This is a genomic window from Nocardiopsis sp. LOL_012 (assembly GCF_048060475.1).
Taxonomy (GTDB): Bacteria; Actinomycetota; Actinomycetes; order Streptosporangiales; family Streptosporangiaceae; genus Nocardiopsis.
Window position 1 is genome coordinate 62513 of record NZ_JBHMIV010000017.1, and the last position, 18068, is coordinate 80580.

Sequence of the window (18068 nt, forward strand, 5' to 3'; positions counted from 1 at the left end):
CCGCTACTGCTGAGTGGTGACGTAGTAGCAGAGGTCGTAGGTGTCCCCGGCGCTGAAGTCCACAGTGCCGTGCAGCGGGACGGAGAGCGAACCGCCCCGGGTGAGCAGTACGCGGTACTCACCCGGTTCCAGCTCCAGCCGCATGACCTCCCCGCCCCGTTCGAAACAGGAGTTGCCGGTCGGCGGCGAGCTGTACTCCCCGCAGTCGTCACAGGCCGGGGTGGTGACCTCGTCGTGGACCCCGTCCTCGCCGACGTACAGGAACCGCATCTCGTACTGGCTGTCGTTGGTGATCTCCAGGACGGTCTTGTCGCCGCCCCCGCCACCGATCGGCACCGGGTCGAAGTCGCTCTCGCCGATGGCGGTGAGCGAGTCCATCTCCTCTTCGAGGTGGGCGGCGCCCACGTGGCGCACCAGGTCCTCCACGTCCTCGGCCTCGTGGCCGGGGTAGTCCGCGCCGAGGAAGTCGACCATCTCCTGCGCCGTGTCGGCGGAGCCGTCCTCGACCTCGGCCCAGCCGCACTTGAGCGCCGCGTCCGGAGCCTCGGCGTCGATACGGTCGACCACCTCGGGCGCGGCCGACCAGTCCAGGTCGGCGAACACCTCGATCTGGTCGAAGGCCGCGCACCAGCGCTCCTCCGCGTAGTCCCCGGTCCCCAGGTCGTAGAGCGAGACCAGCGCCTCGGGCACCTGGTCCGCGGCCTCCGTGCCGGAGTAGTCCTCGGGGATGGTGCTGTAGATCTCGTAGGCCCTCTGGAAGCCCTCGCGGATCTCGTCCGTGACGACTCCGGTGTAGGACTCGGCGGCCGTGTCGGCCACGGTCCGCGCGTAAGAGAGGTAGGTGCCCGCCACCTCGCCGTCGGTGTCCTCCCACTGGGAGGCCGAGTGGTCGAAGTAGGTGCTGTAGGTGTCCAGGGCCTGGTCGTAGTGCTCGGAGGCGACCTGGTCCTGGGCACGGGTCAGCAGTTCGCAGGCCTCGACACCGTCGCGGGCGCGCTCGGTCAGCGAGGGGTTCATCGACAACTGGAACCCGGCCTCCACCTGCCCGTAGAGACCCACCGCCTCACCACACTCACCACGCGCGTGCACCGCGTCGGCCACCCGCAACCGCCACTCCCCCACCTGCCACACTGCCACGAAAGCGGCCAGCACGGCCACGGCCACACCCGCCGCCGCCCACACCGGCACACCCCTGCGCGCGGGCTGCGCGCCCGAGGCCACGGTCCGCTCATCACGGGCACGACCGGCGAACAACCCGTGCACCGCCGTGGCCGCAAACCACACCACCAGCACCGGAACCCAGACCAACAGGTGGTCGGCCGCACCGTGCAGAGCCGCACCCACCAGCAGACCCACCGTCACGGCCAGCGCCACACCGAAGAACAGCCACCGCTTCAGATACGCGTACCCGATCCCCAGACCGGACAGGTTGAGCAGCGCCGCACGCACACCCGAAGGCGACGAGAACAACCCCATCCGAGGCGGACGCGGAGGAGGAGGACCGAACTGCCCGGGCGGCATTCCGCCCGGCGGCATTCCGCCCGGCGGCATTCCGCCCGGCGGGGGTCCCATACCGACGGCGCCCGGCGGCGGCGCGGCGAACTGTCCCCGCGGCGGCTCCCCGCCCGGAGGCGGCGGCCCGTAGGGGCCCGACGGCGGCCCGTAGGGGCCCGGCGGCGGCTGGCCGTGCGGGGGCATGTACTGAGGCGGGCCCGGCTGCTGGGGGCCCGAGTGGGGCTGCGGCCCGGGCGGAGGGCCCTGGGGCTGCGGAGGCCCCGGCGGGGGCTGGGGCCCCGCCGGCTGCTGTGCGCCCCCTTCGTCGGGCTGGGGCTGCGAAGGGTCGAACGGAGGAGGTGAGGTCATGGAGCACCCTGTGGGGGTCGGGAGGTCGGGAGGGCCTCATGCAACGAGGCCAGCAAGGAAGGGCATGTCCCTGCTTCGCACCATATCCGGCAATCGTGACGATCGACGCGCCCGCCCGCGGCCGGACCCGGCCACACCGGCCCCCCGGTTCAGCCCCCCGACAGCGCCCTGCTGCGGTCGCGCGCCGCCTCGATGGCATCGGTGAAGGCGGCGCGCACACCGTGGCGCTCCAGCTCCCTGAGCGCCGCGGCGGTGGTGCCGCCCGGCGAGGTGACGGCCTCCCGCAGCACGACGGGGTGCTCACCGGAGTCCGTGAGCATCGCACCCGCACCGGTCATCGTCCGCTGGACCAGCCGCAGGGCGGTGGCGCGCGGCATACCCATCGCCACGCCCGCCTCCACCATGGTCTCGGCGATGAAGTAGAAGTAGGCCGGGCCGCTTCCGGAGAGCGCCGTGACGGTGTCCATGTGCTGTTCGCCGACCCGGATGACGTCGCCGACCGAGCCCAGCAGGCCCTCGGCGCGGTCCAGGTGCCCGGATCCGGCTCCGGCGCCGCCCGCGATGGCGGTCATGCCCTTGCCCATGAGCGCGGGCGTGTTCGGCATCGCCCGTACGACGGGCACGCCGGAGGGCAGGTGCGCCTCCAGGACGGCGGTGGTCAGCCCCGCCGCCACCGAGATGACGAGGAGGTCCGGGGACACGTGCGGCGCGATGTCGTCCAGCAGGGAGGGCAGGTCCTGAGGCTTGAGCGCCAGGATCAGCGTGTCCGCGCGCTTGGCCGCGTCCGTGGCCGTGACCACGTCGATCCCGTAGTGGCGCCGGAGCTCCTCGGCGTGCTCCGCGCGCGGTTCGGTGACCAGGACGCGCTCCGGCTCGTGGCCCTCGGCCAGCATCCCGGCGAGAAGCGCCTCGCCCATCTTCCCAGCGCCGATGATCGCGATCATGAAGGTGTGTCCTCTCTCCGGGTCACCTCCACGCTAACGGCCCGGACGGACCGCCGCGCACCGCCCGTCCCAGACGGCGGAAACCCGGTTCAGGGGTGGCCGGGCCCCTCCGTCCCGTCCGTGTCCTCGGCCCTGCCCTCGGGGTCGACGGTGAAGTGCCGGGGCGGCGCGGCGGGCCTGCGCCGAGCCGTGGCGACGCGTTCGCGCCGGTCCAGGCGCCCGGGGCCGCCGGTGGGCCCCGCGAAGTGCAGACGGGTGAAGGCCAGGGCCTCGGCCAGTTCGCGCATGCGGGTCCGGCGGTCGGGGGCCTTGCGGGTGCTCACCTCCAGGACGAGCTGGCCGTCGTAGCCGGTCGCCGCCAGGTGCTCCAGGAGTTCGGCGACGGGCTGGCGTCCGCGGCCGGGGATGAGGTGTTCGTCGAGGTTCTGGCCGCCGAACCCGTCGGCGACATGGACGTGTGAGAGCCGGTCGCCGAGGCGCCTGGCCATGTCCATGGCGTCGGAACCGGACATCGCCGTGTGGGAGAGGTCGAGCGTGACGTCGGCGTAGTCGCGGTCGAGGGGGTTCCAACTGGGCGCGTAGGGCACCACCTCGCGGTCGCGTACGCGCACCGGGTACATGTTCTCCACGGCGAAGACGACGTCGGTCTCCTCCTGCATGCGGGCGATGCCGGTCTCGAACCCCTTGGCGTACTCGCGCTGCCAGCGGAAGGCCGGGTGGACCACGATCGCCTTCGCCCCCAGGGCCTCGGCCATCTCCTTGGACTTGACGAGTTTGCCCCAGGGGTCGCGACCCCACACCCGCTGGGTGAGGACCAGGCAGGGGGAGTGGACGGCGGTGACGGGCATCCGGTGGTAGTCCGAGAGGCGCCGCAGGAGGTCGATGTCCTGGCTGGCGGGGTCGGAGGAGACCAGCACCTCCACACCGTCGTACCCGAGCCGCGCGGCGATCTCGAAGGCGGCCGGGGTCTTCTCCGGGTAGACCGACGCCGTCGACAGGACGACGGGCGCGTCTGGGACCTCGATAGGGCTCACGGGACCCAGAGTATGCGCTCCGCGGGCCGGAGCGCCGCCCGCGGCGGGGGGCACGGCGTGCCGTGCGCCCCGCCGCCGACCGTGTTCACAGCCGCACGGCTCCGCCGAGGTTGTACATCGTCACGTCACGCTCGCGGACGTGGTCGCCCGTCTTCGGGGCGTCGATCATCCGGCCTCCGCCGAGGTAGATGCCGACGTGGTAGACGTACCCCGAGCGGTTGGACCAGTAGAGGATGTCCCCGCGGCGGGCGCTGGAGTAGGGGATGCGGGTGCCCGACGCGGCCTGGTCGTGGGCGACCCGGGGAAGGGTGATCCCGGCCTGGCGGAAGGACCACTGGACGAGTCCGGAGCAGTCGAAGGAGCGCGGCCCGGTGCCTCCCCAGCCGTAGGGCACCCCGATCTTCGACTGCGCGGCGCTGATGACGGTCTCGGCCACCGACGAGGGCAGGGCCGGCTGGAGCCGGTCGGGCACCGCCGCCGCGAGGGCCGGGGCGGGCGCGAGAACCGCTGTCAGGAGGAGCGCGGTGGCCGCCGCGGTGGCGGCGAGCGTACGCCGACGGGGCCGTGTGGGCCGCGTGGGCGAGGCCTGCCGCCCGGGGTCGGAGGGACGGCAGGCCCGGGTTTGCTCGTGATCACACGACTGCAGCATGACGAAGGTTCTCCCCTTCGGTCGGGTGCGTGGTGCTCCCCCGCGCCTCAGCGCGGAGTGCTGCAACCAACGCATCACTCTTCGTCACTTTTGGCTATGGTTTCATAACCATACGTAGCCAAAGTCGCGTATGCAGAAGGTAAAACCCGACACACAACGCGGACATATGACTCATCAGGTAGCAAACGTCCACCCCTGCGAGCATCGGGATGATCTTCCCGAACCGGCTACACGCGGACCCCGGCCCCCAGCTCCGCCAGAACGCGCTCGGAGACAGCGGCCATCCCCGCCTCGTTCGGGTGCACCGGGGCCGCCGCATTCTCCGGGACCAGCCCCTCCACCCAGCGCTCGGAGGCGGGCGCACAGACGTCGTGGCCGCGTTCGAAGACGTCGACGAACACGGCTCCGGCGGCCCGCGCCTCCTCCTCCAGCATCCGGTTGAACGCGGTCTGGACCCCGTCCAGGTAGGAGACATCGCCCCAGGCGATGGGCGCGGTGGGCCAGCATCCCCGGCTCTCCGGGAGGATCTGGAGGTAGCCGACACCGACGACCACCGCACCGGGGCTGCGCTCACCGACCTCGGCGTAGACCCCCGCCACACGCCCCCGCAACGCCTCGACCCTGCGGTCGAGTTCGTCCCCGTAGTGGTCCTCGCACGGGTTCCCCAGCGGGTTGCGCAGACTCCTCTTGGCACACTCGGCGAACACCTCGGAGAAGCCCAGGTCGTTGCCGCCGATCCCGATCGTCACCAGGTCGGTGCCGGTGTCGAGCGCGTCGAACTGCGCGGGCACGTCGGCGAATTCCGTGTACTGGGGACCGCTCAGGTCGGCGATGACCGCCCCCGAGCAGCTCGCGTCGGTGAACTCGGCGACGCCCAGCGCGTCGGCCACCAGGTTCGGGTAGTTGACCGAGGACCGCAGGCAGCGGGGATCGGCGCCCGGCGCCTGCGGAGGGATCAGCGGCCCCGAGGTGAACGAGTCGCCCAGGGCCGTGTAGCTCTCGAACCCGGCTCCCTCTCCCGTGTCGGCGAACACCGGCGAGGCGGTCAGGCACAGGACGGCCGAGAGCGAGACGACCACGTGGAAGGAGCGCGGATAGCGGTTTTCGGACACGGCCGTACTGCGGTCGGTGCGGGGCACGCGGGTTCCTCTCCAAGGCGGGGGACTGCGAGGGTGACGGAACGCATTCTCCTGTACGTCCTGCGCGACAAGGACGCCGACCCACGGGTAACTTTCCCGCTCCCCGGCCTGTCCACAGGCCGTCCCCGCCTGTCCCACCGACCGGTTAGCGTGTCGGACATGGCCAAAGCGAAGTCCACGTTCCAGTGCACCGAGTGCGGGTGGACCACCTTCAAGTGGGTGGGCCGCTGCGGGGAGTGCCAGTCCTGGGGCACCGTCGAGGAGGCAGGGGCCCCGGCCCCGGCTGCCGTTGCGGCGGCGCCCGTGACCTCCCGGGCCCGCCCCATCACCGAGATCAGCGTGGAGAGCGCCGAGGCCGTGCCCACCGGTGTCGACGAACTCGACCGGGTCCTCGGCGGCGGCGCCGTCCCTGGCGGCGTGGTGCTGCTCGCGGGCGAGCCGGGGGTCGGCAAGTCGACCCTGCTGCTGGAGGTGGCCGCCGAGCGCGCCGCGCAGGGCCCGGTGCTCTACGTCACCGGCGAGGAGTCCGCGGGCCAGGTCCGGCTGCGCGCGGAGCGGCTCGGCGCGCTCTCCGACAAGCTGTTCCTCGCCGCCGAGACCTCGATCGCCTCCCTGGTCAGCCACGTCGACGCGGTCGGCCCCCGCCTGCTCATCGTCGACTCGGTCCAGACGATGGTCTCCCCCGACGTCTCCGGTGTCCCCGGCGGGGTCACCCAGGTCCGCCAGGTGACGGGGGCGCTCATCCAGATCGCCAAGGAGCGCGGGATCGCCGCCGTCCTGGTCGGGCACGTCACCAAGGACGGCTCCATCGCCGGTCCGCGCCTGCTGGAACACCTGGTGGACGTGGTGCTGCACTTCGAGGGCGAGCGCCACTCACAGTTGCGCCTGCTCCGCGCCGTGAAGAACCGCTACGGGCCCACCGACGAGATCGGCTGCTTCGAACTGACCGACAGCGGCATCGTCGGCCTCCCCGACCCCAGCGGCCTCTTCCTCACCGAACGCACCGACCCCGTCCCCGGCACGTGCGTGACGGTCACGCTGGAGGGGCGTCGCCCGCTCATCACCGAGGTCCAGGCGCTGGTCGCGCCCACCCCGCTGCCCGCCCCCCGCCGGGCCACGTCGGGGCTGGACACCTCACGGGTGAACATGATCCTCGCTGTCCTGGAGAAGCGAACGGGCATGCGGCTGGCCAACATGGACGTCTACGCCTCCACCGTGGGCGGCGTGCGGCTGGGCGAGCCGGCCGTGGACCTCGCCCTGGCGCTGGCCGCAGGAAGCTCCAACAACGACGTGCCCCTGCCGCGCGGGTTCGTCGCGATAGGCGAAGTGGGGCTGGCGGGCGACATCCGGTCCGTGACCGGGGTGCGGCGCCGGGTGGCGGAGGCCCAGCGCCTGGGCTTCGTCGAAGCGGTCGTCCCCAAGCACTTCGGCGACCCGGTGCCGGGCATCCGCACACACGAGGTCGAGGAGCTCTCCGAAGCGCTCGCCTGGGTGGCGCGCCGCTCCAAACGCTCCAAGGGCGGCTGACCGGCTCTAGCCGTGGTAGCCCCGGACCCACGTGTCACCGCGTTCGGCCGCCCCCTCCGTCTCCTGGGCCCCGGCGCGGTTCCCCCCGCTCCAGAGGTCGAAGACCGCGCCCTTGGCTTCCAGGAGCAGGCACAGGTTGGAGAAGTCCCGCCGGTAGTGCTCAGCCCCCCAGGCCTTGGCGGTCACGGGGTCGTGGACGGCCGGGCAGAACCCGCTGCGGACGTCCACGTCGGCGATCGAGCCGAACTCCTCGATGAGCGTGCACGCACCGGCCGGGTCGGGGTGGGTGCCGTCGTCCGGGCCGCAGAACAGGGTCACCTCCCTCGTCTGGCCCGTGGCCTGCCGCTCGATCTGGATCCGGTAGGAGGTGCGCCGTTCGCTCTCGTCCGCTTGGGCGGGGGCGGAGAGCGGCAGCGCGAGAGCCGGGGCGAGGGCTCCGGCCAGGACGATTCCCCATCGCTTCACAGGTACTCCAGGAAAACTCGTGGACCAGAGCACAGAGCGTAACCGCGCCGGTGCGTCCGCCCCGGGACCCGCGCCCCGTGTCGGCGAGCCGGGAGCGCGCCGCTCCCTGCCCCGGCTCACACCTTGAGCTGGAACACGAGTTCCCCGGTGCCGCCGGCGTAGTCCCCGTGCAGGTTGGCGCGGTACCAGCCCGGCCGGGTGCCGGTGGCGTCACGGCAGTCGGTGAAGGAGCGCTCCCGCCCCCAGGTGAACGTGTGCTCGTAGGGCACGCCCCGGCTGATCCGCTGCTCGTCGGAGGCGGCGCCCTTGCCGACGCAGTCGGCCGTGGAGAAGATCCGGTCGTCTCCAGAGTGGATACGGATCTCCATGGCCTCGGGGCCCACGTCCACGGTGCAGGTCTGCTCCTCGGTGTTGACCACGGTGATCCGGAACCCGGGCTCCTGCCCCGATCCGTAGACCTGCCGGTCCTCCTCCTCGAACTCGAACGTCACCACGACGTCCTGGGGCCGGCACGGGTCACTGGCCCGCTGGGGAACCGCCGGTCCGCCGGAGCCCTCCTGTGATCCCTCCCCGTCGGAGGCCCCCTCGGAATCCCCGTCACCGGAGGAGCCCTCGGAGTCCTCCTCCCCCTCGGAGGCCTCCTCCTCGGGTTCTCCGCTTTCGTCCCCGGCGAGGTCTTCGGGTGAGAGACTGGGGGAAGGGGAGACGTCCGCCGCTCCCCCGGCATCCGCCTGGGCCGTGGTCGGATCGGTCTCGTCCCCGGCCGAGGGTAGGCAGGCGACAGCGATCACCGCCAACACCAACAGGACCCCCACGAGGACGAACACACGCCTCCTCCAGTAGATCTCGCGGCTGACGGCTCCTGGATGTCCGGTACTTGACGCCATGGCCCGTAGTATTGCGGTTTCTCGGGCCGCACACCCACCCAACCCGCCGATTTCCCGTTAAAGATGAGCGATAACCCTTACAGCGCCACGGTTCTGGCATGGTACGAATCCCACGCACGTGACCTGCCCTGGCGTACTCCCGACGCCTCGCCCTGGTCCGTCCTGGTCAGTGAGATCATGCTCCAACAGACCCCGGTCGTCCGGGTCCTGCCCGCTTGGCACTCCTGGATGGAGCGGTGGCCCACCCCCGCTGACCTGGCGAAAGAACCCTCCGGGGAGGCCGTGCGCATGTGGAACCGGCTCGGCTACCCTCGCCGCGCGCTCCGGTTGCACGCCTGCGCGGTGGCGCTCACCGAGCGGTACGGCGGCGAGGTTCCAGACGACCACGAGACCTTGCTGTCACTTCCGGGTGTGGGCGCCTACACGGCCGCGGCCGTCGCGAGCTTCGCCTTCGGTCAACGGCACGCGATTCTGGACACCAACGTGCGCCGCGTTCTCGCCCGAGCCGAAACCGGCATTCAGTACCCGCCGAAAACCCAGACCAAGGCGGAGACCACGCTCGCCGAGTCCCTCCTTCCCACCGAACCGTCAGTGGCCGCCCGGTGGGGCGTGGCCGTCATGGAACTGGGCGCGCTCGTGTGCACCGCCCGCGCCCCCGCGTGCGCGGACTGCCCGATCGCGCACCAGTGCGCCTGGAAGCTGGCCGGAAAGCCCGCTCACGACGGGCCGCCCCGGCGGGGGCAGCGCTACGCCGGTACCGACCGTCAGGTGCGCGGGCGGCTGCTGGCCGTGCTGCGCGAGTCCGCCGAACCGGTGCCCAAGGAGGCGCTGGACGCCGTCTGGGACGAGGGTGTCCAGCGTGAGCGCGCGCTCGACGCCCTCGTGGCTGACGGGCTCGTGGACCCCCTCGACGACGGCCGCTACGCCCTCCCGGGGTGACCCCGGGAGGGTCCGCAGGAGGCGCTCAGACCGTGGTGCCCTCGAAGGAGGACCGGAAGTCGGCGGCGGTGCCCCCGAAGCCCCCGGCACACGGGGCACCGGGTTCGGGTGTGTTCGGCCCCTGCTCGTGCTCCTGGAGGAAGTCCTCCAGAGCTATGGTGTCGGGTGCGTCGAGCAGCAGTTGCACACCCCAGGCCGACGCCGCCACCGGAGCCGGCATCCCCGCCTCGATCGGGCTGACGATCACGTAGGAGCCCGGTGAGTACAGGCCCCCCAGGAGCCCCGCCTCCGTCGTGTCCACGGCGGCGGGATCGTAGGTCACCCACACGGCCCCGTGCTCCAGGGAGTGCACGGCCGTCTCGTTCATGATGGGCTCGGTGTAGACCCCGCAGTTCTGCCAGCGGTTGTAGTGGTCGCCCCCCACCGGCGGGAACACGGCGTAGTCGACCGTGACGCCGTCGGCCACGTGAGACTGGGACAGGCCCTCGTACTCGCTGACCTCTCCCGTGGAACCGTCTGCCAGGCCCCCTCCGCTCCCCTCCTCGCTCAGGTTCACGAGGACCAGGGTGGTACCGACGAGGAGCGCGACCGCCAGCACCGCGGCACCGACGACCAGACCGACGACGGTTCCGGCGCCGACACCCTTCTTCCGGGGCGGCGGACCGGGCGGGCCATAAGCGGGTGGCCCGTATCCGGGAGGTGGGATGCCCGGCGGACCGTAGTGGGGCGGTGGACCGTGAGGGGGCTGCGCAGGGCCGCCCTGCGGCGGTCCGACTGGGGGTTGGGGCGGCAGACCGGGCCCCTGCGGTTCCTGGGGATGGCTCATCCGAGAATCCTAGAACCGGTCCGCGTACCCGCACGGCGGAGGGGGCGCCCCGGCGGGACGCCCCCTCACGCACGCCGTCCGGTCCGCGGACCGGTCGGCGCCCTACTCGCCCTTGCCGGCGGCCGAGCCCTCGACCGCGGGCGTGTCCGGAACCTCCGCGGGCTTGGGCACGCCCTTGAAGGTGAACTTGGCGTCGGTGCCCTCGCCCTCGGCGTCGATCACCACGATCTGGCCCGACTTGAGGTCGCCGAACAGGATCTTCTCGGACAGTTGGTCCTCGATCTCCCGCTGGATCGTGCGGCGCAGCGGCCGCGCGCCCAGCACCGGGTCGAACCCGCGCTCGGACAGCACCTTCTTGGCGGCGGGGCGCAGCTCGATCCCCATGTCCTTCTCCTTGAGGCGGCTGTCCAGGCTCGTGATCATCAGGTCCACGATCTGGAAGATCTCCGACTCGGTGAGCTGGTGGAAGACGATGACGTCGTCCACCCGGTTGAGGAACTCCGGCCGGAAGTTCTGCTTGAGTTCCTCGTTGACCTTGGCCTTCATCCGCTCGTAGTTGGTCTGGGCGTCGTCCTCCTTGGCGAAGCCCATCGCCACGCCCTTGGAGATGTCCCGGGTGCCCAGGTTGGTGGTCATGATGATGACCGTGTTCTTGAAGTCGACGTTGCGACCCTGGGCGTCGGTGAGACGGCCCTCCTCCAGCACCTGGAGGAGCGAGTTGAAGATGTCGTTGTGGGCCTTCTCGATCTCGTCGAACAGCACCACCGAGAACGGCTTGCGCCGCACCTTCTCCGTGAGCTGGCCGCCCTCCTCGTAGCCCACGTATCCGGGCGGGGAGCCGAACAGCCGGGAGACGGTGTGCTTCTCCATGAACTCGCTCATGTCCAACTGGATGAGCGCGTCCTCGTCCCCGAACAGGAACTCGGCCAGCGTCTTGGACAGCTCGGTCTTACCCACACCGGACGGGCCGGCGAAGATGAACGAACCACCGGGACGCTTGGGGTCCTTCAGACCCGCCCGGGTGCGGCGGATCGCCTGCGAGAGCGCCTTGATGGCGTCCTCCTGGCCGATGACCCGCCGGTGCAGCTCGTCCTCCATACGCAGCAGCCGGGAGCTCTCCGCCTCGGTGAGCTTGAAGACCGGGATGCCGGTGGAGGCGGCCAGGACCTCGGCGATGAGCTCCTCGTCGACCTCGGCCACGACGTCCATGTCGCCGGCCTTCCACTCCTTCTCCCGCTGCGCCTTCTTGTTCAGCAACTGCTTCTCGTCGTCGCGCAGGGACGCGGCCTTCTCGAAGTCCTGCGCGTCGATCGCGGACTCCTTCTCCCGGCGCACGTCGGCGATCTTCTCGTCGAACTCGCGCAGGTCCGGCGGAGCGGTCATCCGGCGGATGCGCATCCGGGAGCCGGCCTCGTCGATGAGGTCGATCGCCTTGTCCGGCAGGAACCGGTCGCTGATGTAGCGATCGGCCAACTGCGCGGCGGCCACCAGGGCGCTGTCGGTGATCGACACGCGGTGGTGGGCCTCGTAGCGGTCGCGCAGCCCCTTGAGGATCTCGATGGCGTGCTTGGTGGTCGGCTCGTCCACCTGGATCGGCTGGAAGCGGCGCTCCAGCGCGGCGTCCTTCTCCAGGTACTTGCGGTACTCGTCGAGCGTGGTCGCACCGATGGTCTGCAGCTCGCCCCGCGCCAGCATGGGCTTGAGGATGGAGGCGGCGTCTATGGCGCCCTCGGCGGCGCCCGCGCCGACCAGCGTGTGCAGCTCGTCGATGAACAGGATGATGTCGCCGCGGGTGCGGATCTCCTTGAGCACCTTCTTCAGGCGTTCCTCGAAGTCACCGCGGTAGCGGCTGCCCGCGACCAGTGCGCCCAGGTCGAGGGTGTAGAGCTGCTTGTCCTTGAGCGTCTCGGGGATCTCCCCCTTGACGATCTTCTGCGCCAGGCCCTCGACGACCGCCGTCTTACCGACGCCGGGCTCACCGATGAGCACCGGGTTGTTCTTGGTCCGCCGCGAGAGCACCTGCATCACGCGCTCGATCTCCTTGTCCCGGCCGATGACCGGGTCGAGCTTGCTCTCCCGGGCGGCCTGGGTCAGGTTGCGACCGAACTGGTCCAGCACCAGCGACGTGGACGGGGTGGACTCGGTGGACGCCCCGGTGGCCTGGGGCTCCTTGCCCTGGTACCCGTGCAGCAGTTGGATGACCTGCTGGCGAACACGGTTCAGGTCGGCACCGAGCTTGACCAGGACCTGGGCGGCCACACCCTCGCCCTCGCGGATCAGGCCGAGCAGGATGTGCTCGGTACCGATGTAGTTGTGGCCGAGTTGCAGCGCCTCGCGCAGCGACAGCTCCAGGACCTTCTTGGCGCGCGGGGTGAAGGGGATGTGCCCCGAAGGCGCCTGCTGCCCCTGGCCGATGATCTCCTCGACCTGCTGCCGAACCGCTTCGAGGCTGATGCCAAGACTCTCCAGGGCCTTGGCGGCGACACCCTCACCCTCGTGGATGAGGCCGAGCAGGATGTGCTCCGTACCGATGTAGTTGTGGTTGAGCATCCTGGCCTCTTCCTGGGCCAGGACAACCACTCGCCGCGCGCGGTCGGTAAACCTCTCGAACATGTCTCGTCGCTCCTCTACAGAGCGGTCAGGCAGGGACGGTACTCGCCGACCCAACTCTTCCGCATATCGGCCCCACAGGGATAACCGCCCCGGGGAGCACTGCCGCACCCGTCCTGCCGGGCGGCTGGCTGCCGACCGGTCGGACGCCTCTCCGCCCGGTCGGCCGCAGCCGTCCGTGCCAGAGACTTTCCCCGACGATAGGGCGTTCACCCAACATCCAACTACTAATCAGGGCGCTAGATTTCCCTGTACGCCGAAGGCGAACGGTCCGGGGCTCCCATCCATCACAGGAGCCCCGGACCGCACCTGTGTAAGCCCGAAAATCGGCTCTGAGCGAACACGCGGATGTGTAGTTGTGAACGACCCGGCATAGGACCGCGGAAGAAGAGGAGGCTCGGTTCCGCCCAGAGGCGCGGGGCGGAAGAGAGGGCCTCCGCGAGAACGGGGACCGCGAGGCCGTACCGGGCCCTCTCGGCCACGGCACACCCTCCGCCGCCACGGGATCATGCGCGCGGCGTTCTCCGCCCGCCGCCCCGAGCGCCGGGCATCCTCTCGCCGGGCCCCTCACTATGAGTTCCGATGCACTCCCGGCTATCCCCTCATATCCCCGCGTCACACGGACTCCCAACGTTCCGGGGGTCCGGGGACTTCAGGTTCGGGTCGGCCCACCGAAGACGGCGGCCTTCATCAGATCAAGAACTCACAACATTTCGGCTAACCCGGGCTCCGTCGGTGCACTAGCCCTTGACGGCCTCATATTCGGCAACGATCTTCGCCGGGATACGGCCGCGCTCATTGACGGGCTTGCCGGCCGCCTTGGCCCACGCCCGAATCTCGGCGCTGCGCTCACGGCTGGGTGCATTCCGGCTTCCCTTACGGGCGGTACCGCGCGGTGACTTGGCCGGAGCCTTACGGGCGGCGTCGACGAAGGGCGTAAGGGCCTCGCGAAGCTTGGCGGCATTACCCGCGCTGAGGTCGATTTCGTACACGGAGCCGTCCAGACCGAACGTCACCGTCTCCTCGGCCTCGCCGCCGTCGAGGTCATCGACCAGGAAAACCTGGACCTTCTGTGCCATGGATTCAAACCTTTCGGAAGAGCGGTGCCTTCGCACCTGAATATAAAGCTATCTCGCGAGTGCGCAAAAGACAATTCCCCGGCGCGCCAGTAATCGGCCTTCCGGTCACCGGAGGGTTTCGGAGGGGATCGGCCGCCGGAAGCGGGCAGCGCTCACCGGCGGTGGCAGCCCGATCGGCCCCTGGGCGCCCGACTCGGCGAGTACCGTATCAACGGCTGTCGGATTCCGAGGTGTTCCCGCTCCCGACAATCGGCGTACCGTCCGCCGTCTCGGCCCCGGAGCCTCCGGAGGCGTTCACGTCGTCCTTCACCTCGGCGGCGTTATCCGAGGCTCGGCTTCCGTCCATCCTGCGCGGCGCCATCTCACGGCGCAGCAGCTTGATGACGAAGGCGGAGAAGACGGACGCGACGACCACCGGGGGGATCAGCGCGGACAATACGTCGATCAACCCGGCGGGAACCACGGACGAGATGAGGTCACCCATCGAAGCGGCCACCCTTCCTGCTTGTCACTTATTGCAGCAAATAACCGACTCAGGGTCGGGTCCGGCTCTCAGGGATGCCACTGAGTCGGCGTGCAAACGTATACCCGGCTTCACCATCGCATGTCGGCGGTTGGGCACAGGGCCCGTGACCGAACCCGAATCCCTGTCGGTGTGTTCGGATCCGCGGTGCTCTCCGGCCACGGTCCGCACAGCGAACCCGAATCGCGACCCTTGGTAGCCGCCCGGCCGAACTCGATCCGGCGACTCCACATTACCCCGCTTGTTGCACCGGCATACCGCGCGGTGCGTATAACCGCGTCACCCGGCGTACCCGAACACTCGCGCCGACACACGAGGTATCGGGAACTCCGGCCCGAGACGGTCCGAAAGCCTTTAGGCAAGGCGCTTCAGTGCCCGTCGTCCAGGTGCACGAGCATCCGCGTGTTCCCGAGGGTGTTGGGCTTAACCCTCTCCAGATCCAGGAATTCGGCGACACCCTCGTCGTAGGATCGGAGGAGTTCCTCGTACACCCGGGCCGACACAGGGGTGCCCTGGATAGGGGCAAAGCCGTGTTTGGCGAAGAATCCGGTCTCGAATGTCAGACAGAACACACGGCGGACCCCCAACTCACGCGCCGTGTCGAGCAGCTCGGTCACGATTCGGTGACCGACCCCGAATCCGCGCAAGGAGGGGTCGACCGCGACGGTGCGCACCTCCGCGAGGTCCTCCCAGAGGACGTGCAGGGCACCGCACCCCACGACCCGCGGCGCCGGCCCGCCCTCAGCCGCGGCCGCCGACGGGTTCGGTGGCGGCGCGTCGGCCTCCGTCTCGGCCACCCAGAACTCCTGGACGTCCTCGTAGAGGTTGACCGTGCTCTTGGAGAGCACACGGCGATCGACCGTGTACGTGTCGACGAGACGGCGGATATGGAGTACGTCGCGCGTTCTGGCTCGACGCACTCGGACATGGCGAACGGACATAGCCGCACCAGACTACGCCTCGCCGGGTCCACGCACCCACCGGAACACCTTCCGGTGGGTGCGGTCCACCCGCCCAGACCGGGTGGACCCCACGCGGGCCCCGAGGCACCGGGGCGGCGCGGTTCAGATCAGGTGGCGGCGGGCCGCCCACACGACCGCCTCGATGGACGTGTTCACCCCGAGCACGTCGCAAATGTTACGGATACGGCGGCGCAGAGTACGGGCACTGAGTTCGAGGTGCCGTGCGGCCACCTCGGTGGTGACGCCGGTGGCGATCTCCGCGAGCAGCTCCAGGTCCTCGCGGTCCAGTTCAGGCGGGGCGTAGACGCCCTTGAGCGCCGCGTCACGCGAGCCGCCCTGCAAGGGGACCACGCTCGGCCGGTGCTCCCGCTCCTGTAGAACGTCCTGGTCCTCGACGTCGCGTCGTGCGAGTACGGCCTGTTCCACTCCGTCCTCCCTCATCCATGTGAGTGCGGAACAACCTCCTCACCTGGGCGGACCGGATGCCCCGAAGGGCGCGAACCCCGCCTGCCGCCGTCGGCCCCCTCTGGCACAGGGGGCGGGACGGGGGCACACGAGTCGCACGCACCGGCTCCTAGCGGCCCGGGACGGTCAGGCCACGGCGAGGAGTGCGCGTGCATACGGGATTCTCAGACCGCGGGGCGGCCTCCCTCGTTCGCTGTCGGATCCGATCCACTTCGATGATCACGGACCAAGGTCCGCATGTGCACGCTAGGCGTCGGCACGGATACCGTCAAGACCTGGCAAATCACCATGTGCAGCAGAAGAGTCCCCTTCGGTGACCGAGAGGATGAAGGGAACCGACGTACGGCGCACCACCCTGCGTCGACCACCTACTTCGCACGCTAGTGACCTGGGAAACACTCCCGTGCAGGGAACGCAACAGTATCCCCGGAGATATCCCGGCACGGCGGCGCGTTCAGACCGGATCGCTCGGCAGCGGACCCGGCACAGTGTCGTACACCACACTCCGGAAGGCGGGCGGGGGCGCCGCGTCGGCACGCGGCACCCCCGTCCGGCCGTTCGGGCCGGTGGTGTCCCCGATACCCGTCCCGGATCACTCGCCCTTGACGATCGGGAAGAGGACGGTCTCCCGGATGTTCTTTCCGGTGAAGGCCATCAGAAGCCGGTCGATACCGACCCCCACCCCGCCCGACGGCGGCATGCCGTACTCCAGGGCGCGGAGGAAGTCCTCGTCCAACTGCATGGCCTCCGGGTCGCCCTCGGCCGCCATCAGCGACTGCTCGGTGAGGCGGCGGCGCTGTTCGACCGGGTCCACCAGTTCCGAGTAGCCCGTGCCCAGCTCCATACCGAAGCCGATCAGGTCCCATTTCTCGGTCAGCAGCGGGTCCTCCCGGTGCTGGCGGGTGAGCGGGCTCGTCTCCAGCGGGAAGTCCCTGACGAACGTGGGCTGGACGAGGGTGTGCTCCACCAGCTCCTCGAAGAGGTGCTCGGCCAGCTTGCCCGGCCCCCAGCCCCGGTCGAACTCGATGCCCCGCCCCTCGGCCAGGCGCCGGAGCTCCTCCACCGGTGTGCGCGGGGTGACCTCGGTGCCCAGCGCCTCGGACACGGTGCCGTAGAGGGTGACCTGCGGCCACTCCCCCGACAGGTCGAAGCTCTGGCCGTCGCGTTCGATCACCGTGGTGCCGAACACGGCCCGCGCCGCGTCCTGGATGAGCTCCCGGGTGATGTCCGCCATGACGTTGTAGTCGGCGTAGGCCTGGTAGAACTCCAGCATCGTGAACTCGGGGTTGTGCGTGGAGTCCGCGCCCTCGTTGCGGAAGTTGCGGTTGATCTCGAAGACCTTCTCCAGACCGCCGACCACGAGCCGCTTGAGCGACAGTTCCGGGGCGATCCGCAGGTACAGGTCCATGTCGTAGGCGTTGATGTGCGTGGTGAAGGGGCGGGCCGTCGCCCCGCCGTGCACCCGCATCAGCATCGGGGTCTCGACCTCGACGAAGTCCCGGGCGTTGAGCCCGTCGCGGATCGCGCGGACCGCCGCCGACCGGCGGCGCACCATCTGCTGGGACTCGGGGTTGACGATGAGGTCGAGGTAGCGCTGGCGAACCCGTGCCTCGGGGTCGGTGAGCCCCTTGTGCTTCTCCGGGAGCGGGCGCAGGCACTTGGCGGTCAGCGTCCAGGAGGTGACCATGACGGACAGTTCGCCGCGGCGGGAGGTGATGACCTCGCCCTCCACCCCGACGTGGTCGCCGAGGTCGACGTCGGCCTTCCAGGCATCCAGGCGTTCCTTGCCGACCCGGTCCAGGGACAGCATGACCTGGAGGTCGCCGGTCTCGTCGCGCAGGGTGGCGAAGCACAGCTTGCCGCCGGTGCGGTAGAGCATCACCCGGCCGGCGATGCCGACCTTGTCCCCGGTGTGGGTGTCCGGCTCCAGCCCCTGGTGTTTCTCTCGCACGGCACCGGTCGACGTGGTCCGCGGGAAGGTCACGGGGAAGGGGTCGGTGCCCTCCTCCCGGAGACGGTCCAGCTTCTGGTGCCGGACCCGCATCTGTTCGGGCAGGTCGTCGTAGGTGTCGTCGTGCGCGTGATTCACGGCCCCGATCCTACTCTCCTCCCGGCACCCGAATGTCGCCGTCCACAGGCGGCTTCCGGTCACCGAC

Annotated in this window: 16 protein-coding genes; 2 read left to right on the forward strand and 14 right to left on the reverse strand. The window is 70.1% G+C overall.

Annotation, left to right across the window (positions count from 1 at the left end; all coding sequences use genetic code 11):
• Window positions 1-3 precede the first annotated feature (3 nt).
• The 5 genes from ACFHWE_RS13115 to ACFHWE_RS13135 form a co-directional block, all read right to left on the reverse strand.
• Window positions 4-1536 (reverse strand): DUF1109 domain-containing protein, encoded by a 1533-nt coding sequence (locus ACFHWE_RS13115; RefSeq protein ID WP_416601560.1) that lies wholly within the window; start codon window positions 1534-1536, stop codon window positions 4-6.
• 476 nt (window positions 1537-2012) lie between these two features.
• On the reverse strand, window positions 2013-2807 hold the full coding sequence (proC, locus tag ACFHWE_RS13120; protein ID WP_416601562.1) for a pyrroline-5-carboxylate reductase: 795 nt from the start codon (window positions 2805-2807) through the stop codon (window positions 2013-2015).
• An 89-nt stretch (window positions 2808-2896) separates the two neighbouring features.
• The gene (locus tag ACFHWE_RS13125) at window positions 2897-3841 is read right to left on the reverse strand and encodes a sugar phosphate isomerase/epimerase family protein (RefSeq protein ID WP_416601564.1); all 945 of its coding nucleotides are present in this window, start codon (window positions 3839-3841) and stop codon (window positions 2897-2899) included.
• Between the two features lie 85 nt (window positions 3842-3926).
• A complete protein-coding gene (locus ACFHWE_RS13130; RefSeq protein ID WP_416601566.1) occupies window positions 3927-4490 on the reverse strand; it encodes a C40 family peptidase in 564 nt (187 codons plus the stop codon).
• A gap of 227 nt (window positions 4491-4717) precedes the next feature.
• A complete protein-coding gene (locus ACFHWE_RS13135; protein WP_416601568.1) occupies window positions 4718-5629 on the reverse strand; it encodes an SGNH/GDSL hydrolase family protein in 912 nt (303 codons plus the stop codon).
• Window positions 5630-5788: 159 nt separating this feature from the next.
• On the opposite strand from ACFHWE_RS13135, the gene radA reads away from it, so the two are divergent.
• Window positions 5789-7156 (forward strand): DNA repair protein RadA, encoded by a 1368-nt coding sequence (gene radA, locus ACFHWE_RS13140; RefSeq protein WP_416601570.1) that lies wholly within the window; start codon window positions 5789-5791, stop codon window positions 7154-7156.
• A gap of 6 nt (window positions 7157-7162) precedes the next feature.
• Here radA and ACFHWE_RS13145 read toward each other — a convergent pair whose 3' ends face one another.
• Complete coding sequence (locus tag ACFHWE_RS13145; RefSeq protein ID WP_416601572.1) at window positions 7163-7621, reverse strand: SSI family serine proteinase inhibitor; 459 nt, start codon at window positions 7619-7621, stop codon at window positions 7163-7165.
• Between the two features lie 116 nt (window positions 7622-7737).
• Window positions 7738-8508 carry a hypothetical protein gene (locus ACFHWE_RS13150; RefSeq protein WP_416601573.1) on the reverse strand — a complete coding sequence of 257 codons (771 nt, stop codon included), beginning with the start codon at window positions 8506-8508 and terminating at the stop codon, window positions 7738-7740.
• 63 nt (window positions 8509-8571) lie between these two features.
• On the opposite strand from ACFHWE_RS13150, the gene ACFHWE_RS13155 reads away from it, so the two are divergent.
• Window positions 8572-9447, forward strand: a complete 876-nt coding sequence (locus tag ACFHWE_RS13155) for an A/G-specific adenine glycosylase (protein WP_416601574.1) — start codon at window positions 8572-8574, stop codon at window positions 9445-9447.
• Between the two features lie 25 nt (window positions 9448-9472).
• On the opposite strand, the gene ACFHWE_RS13160 is transcribed toward ACFHWE_RS13155, so the two are convergent.
• The 7 genes from ACFHWE_RS13160 to lysX form a co-directional block, all read right to left on the reverse strand.
• Entirely contained in the window at window positions 9473-10273 is an 801-nt protein-coding gene (locus tag ACFHWE_RS13160; protein WP_416601576.1) for a DUF3105 domain-containing protein, read from the reverse strand.
• Between the two features lie 102 nt (window positions 10274-10375).
• The gene (locus tag ACFHWE_RS13165; protein ID WP_081748527.1) at window positions 10376-12886 is read right to left on the reverse strand and encodes an ATP-dependent Clp protease ATP-binding subunit; all 2511 of its coding nucleotides are present in this window, start codon (window positions 12884-12886) and stop codon (window positions 10376-10378) included.
• A gap of 737 nt (window positions 12887-13623) precedes the next feature.
• Window positions 13624-13962 carry a histone-like nucleoid-structuring protein Lsr2 gene (locus tag ACFHWE_RS13170; RefSeq protein ID WP_028646632.1) on the reverse strand — a complete coding sequence of 113 codons (339 nt, stop codon included), beginning with the start codon at window positions 13960-13962 and terminating at the stop codon, window positions 13624-13626.
• A gap of 208 nt (window positions 13963-14170) precedes the next feature.
• On the reverse strand, window positions 14171-14446 hold the full coding sequence (locus ACFHWE_RS13175) for a hypothetical protein (protein ID WP_416601578.1): 276 nt from the start codon (window positions 14444-14446) through the stop codon (window positions 14171-14173).
• Window positions 14447-14853: 407 nt separating this feature from the next.
• A complete protein-coding gene (locus ACFHWE_RS13180) occupies window positions 14854-15426 on the reverse strand; it encodes an amino-acid N-acetyltransferase (RefSeq protein ID WP_416601579.1) in 573 nt (190 codons plus the stop codon).
• Window positions 15427-15549: 123 nt separating this feature from the next.
• Complete coding sequence (locus ACFHWE_RS13185; protein ID WP_416601632.1) at window positions 15550-15873, reverse strand: LuxR family transcriptional regulator; 324 nt, start codon at window positions 15871-15873, stop codon at window positions 15550-15552.
• Window positions 15874-16504: 631 nt separating this feature from the next.
• Entirely contained in the window at window positions 16505-18001 is a 1497-nt protein-coding gene (lysX, locus tag ACFHWE_RS13190) for a bifunctional lysylphosphatidylglycerol synthetase/lysine--tRNA ligase LysX (protein WP_416601581.1), read from the reverse strand.
• Window positions 18002-18068: the final 67 nt, after the last annotated feature.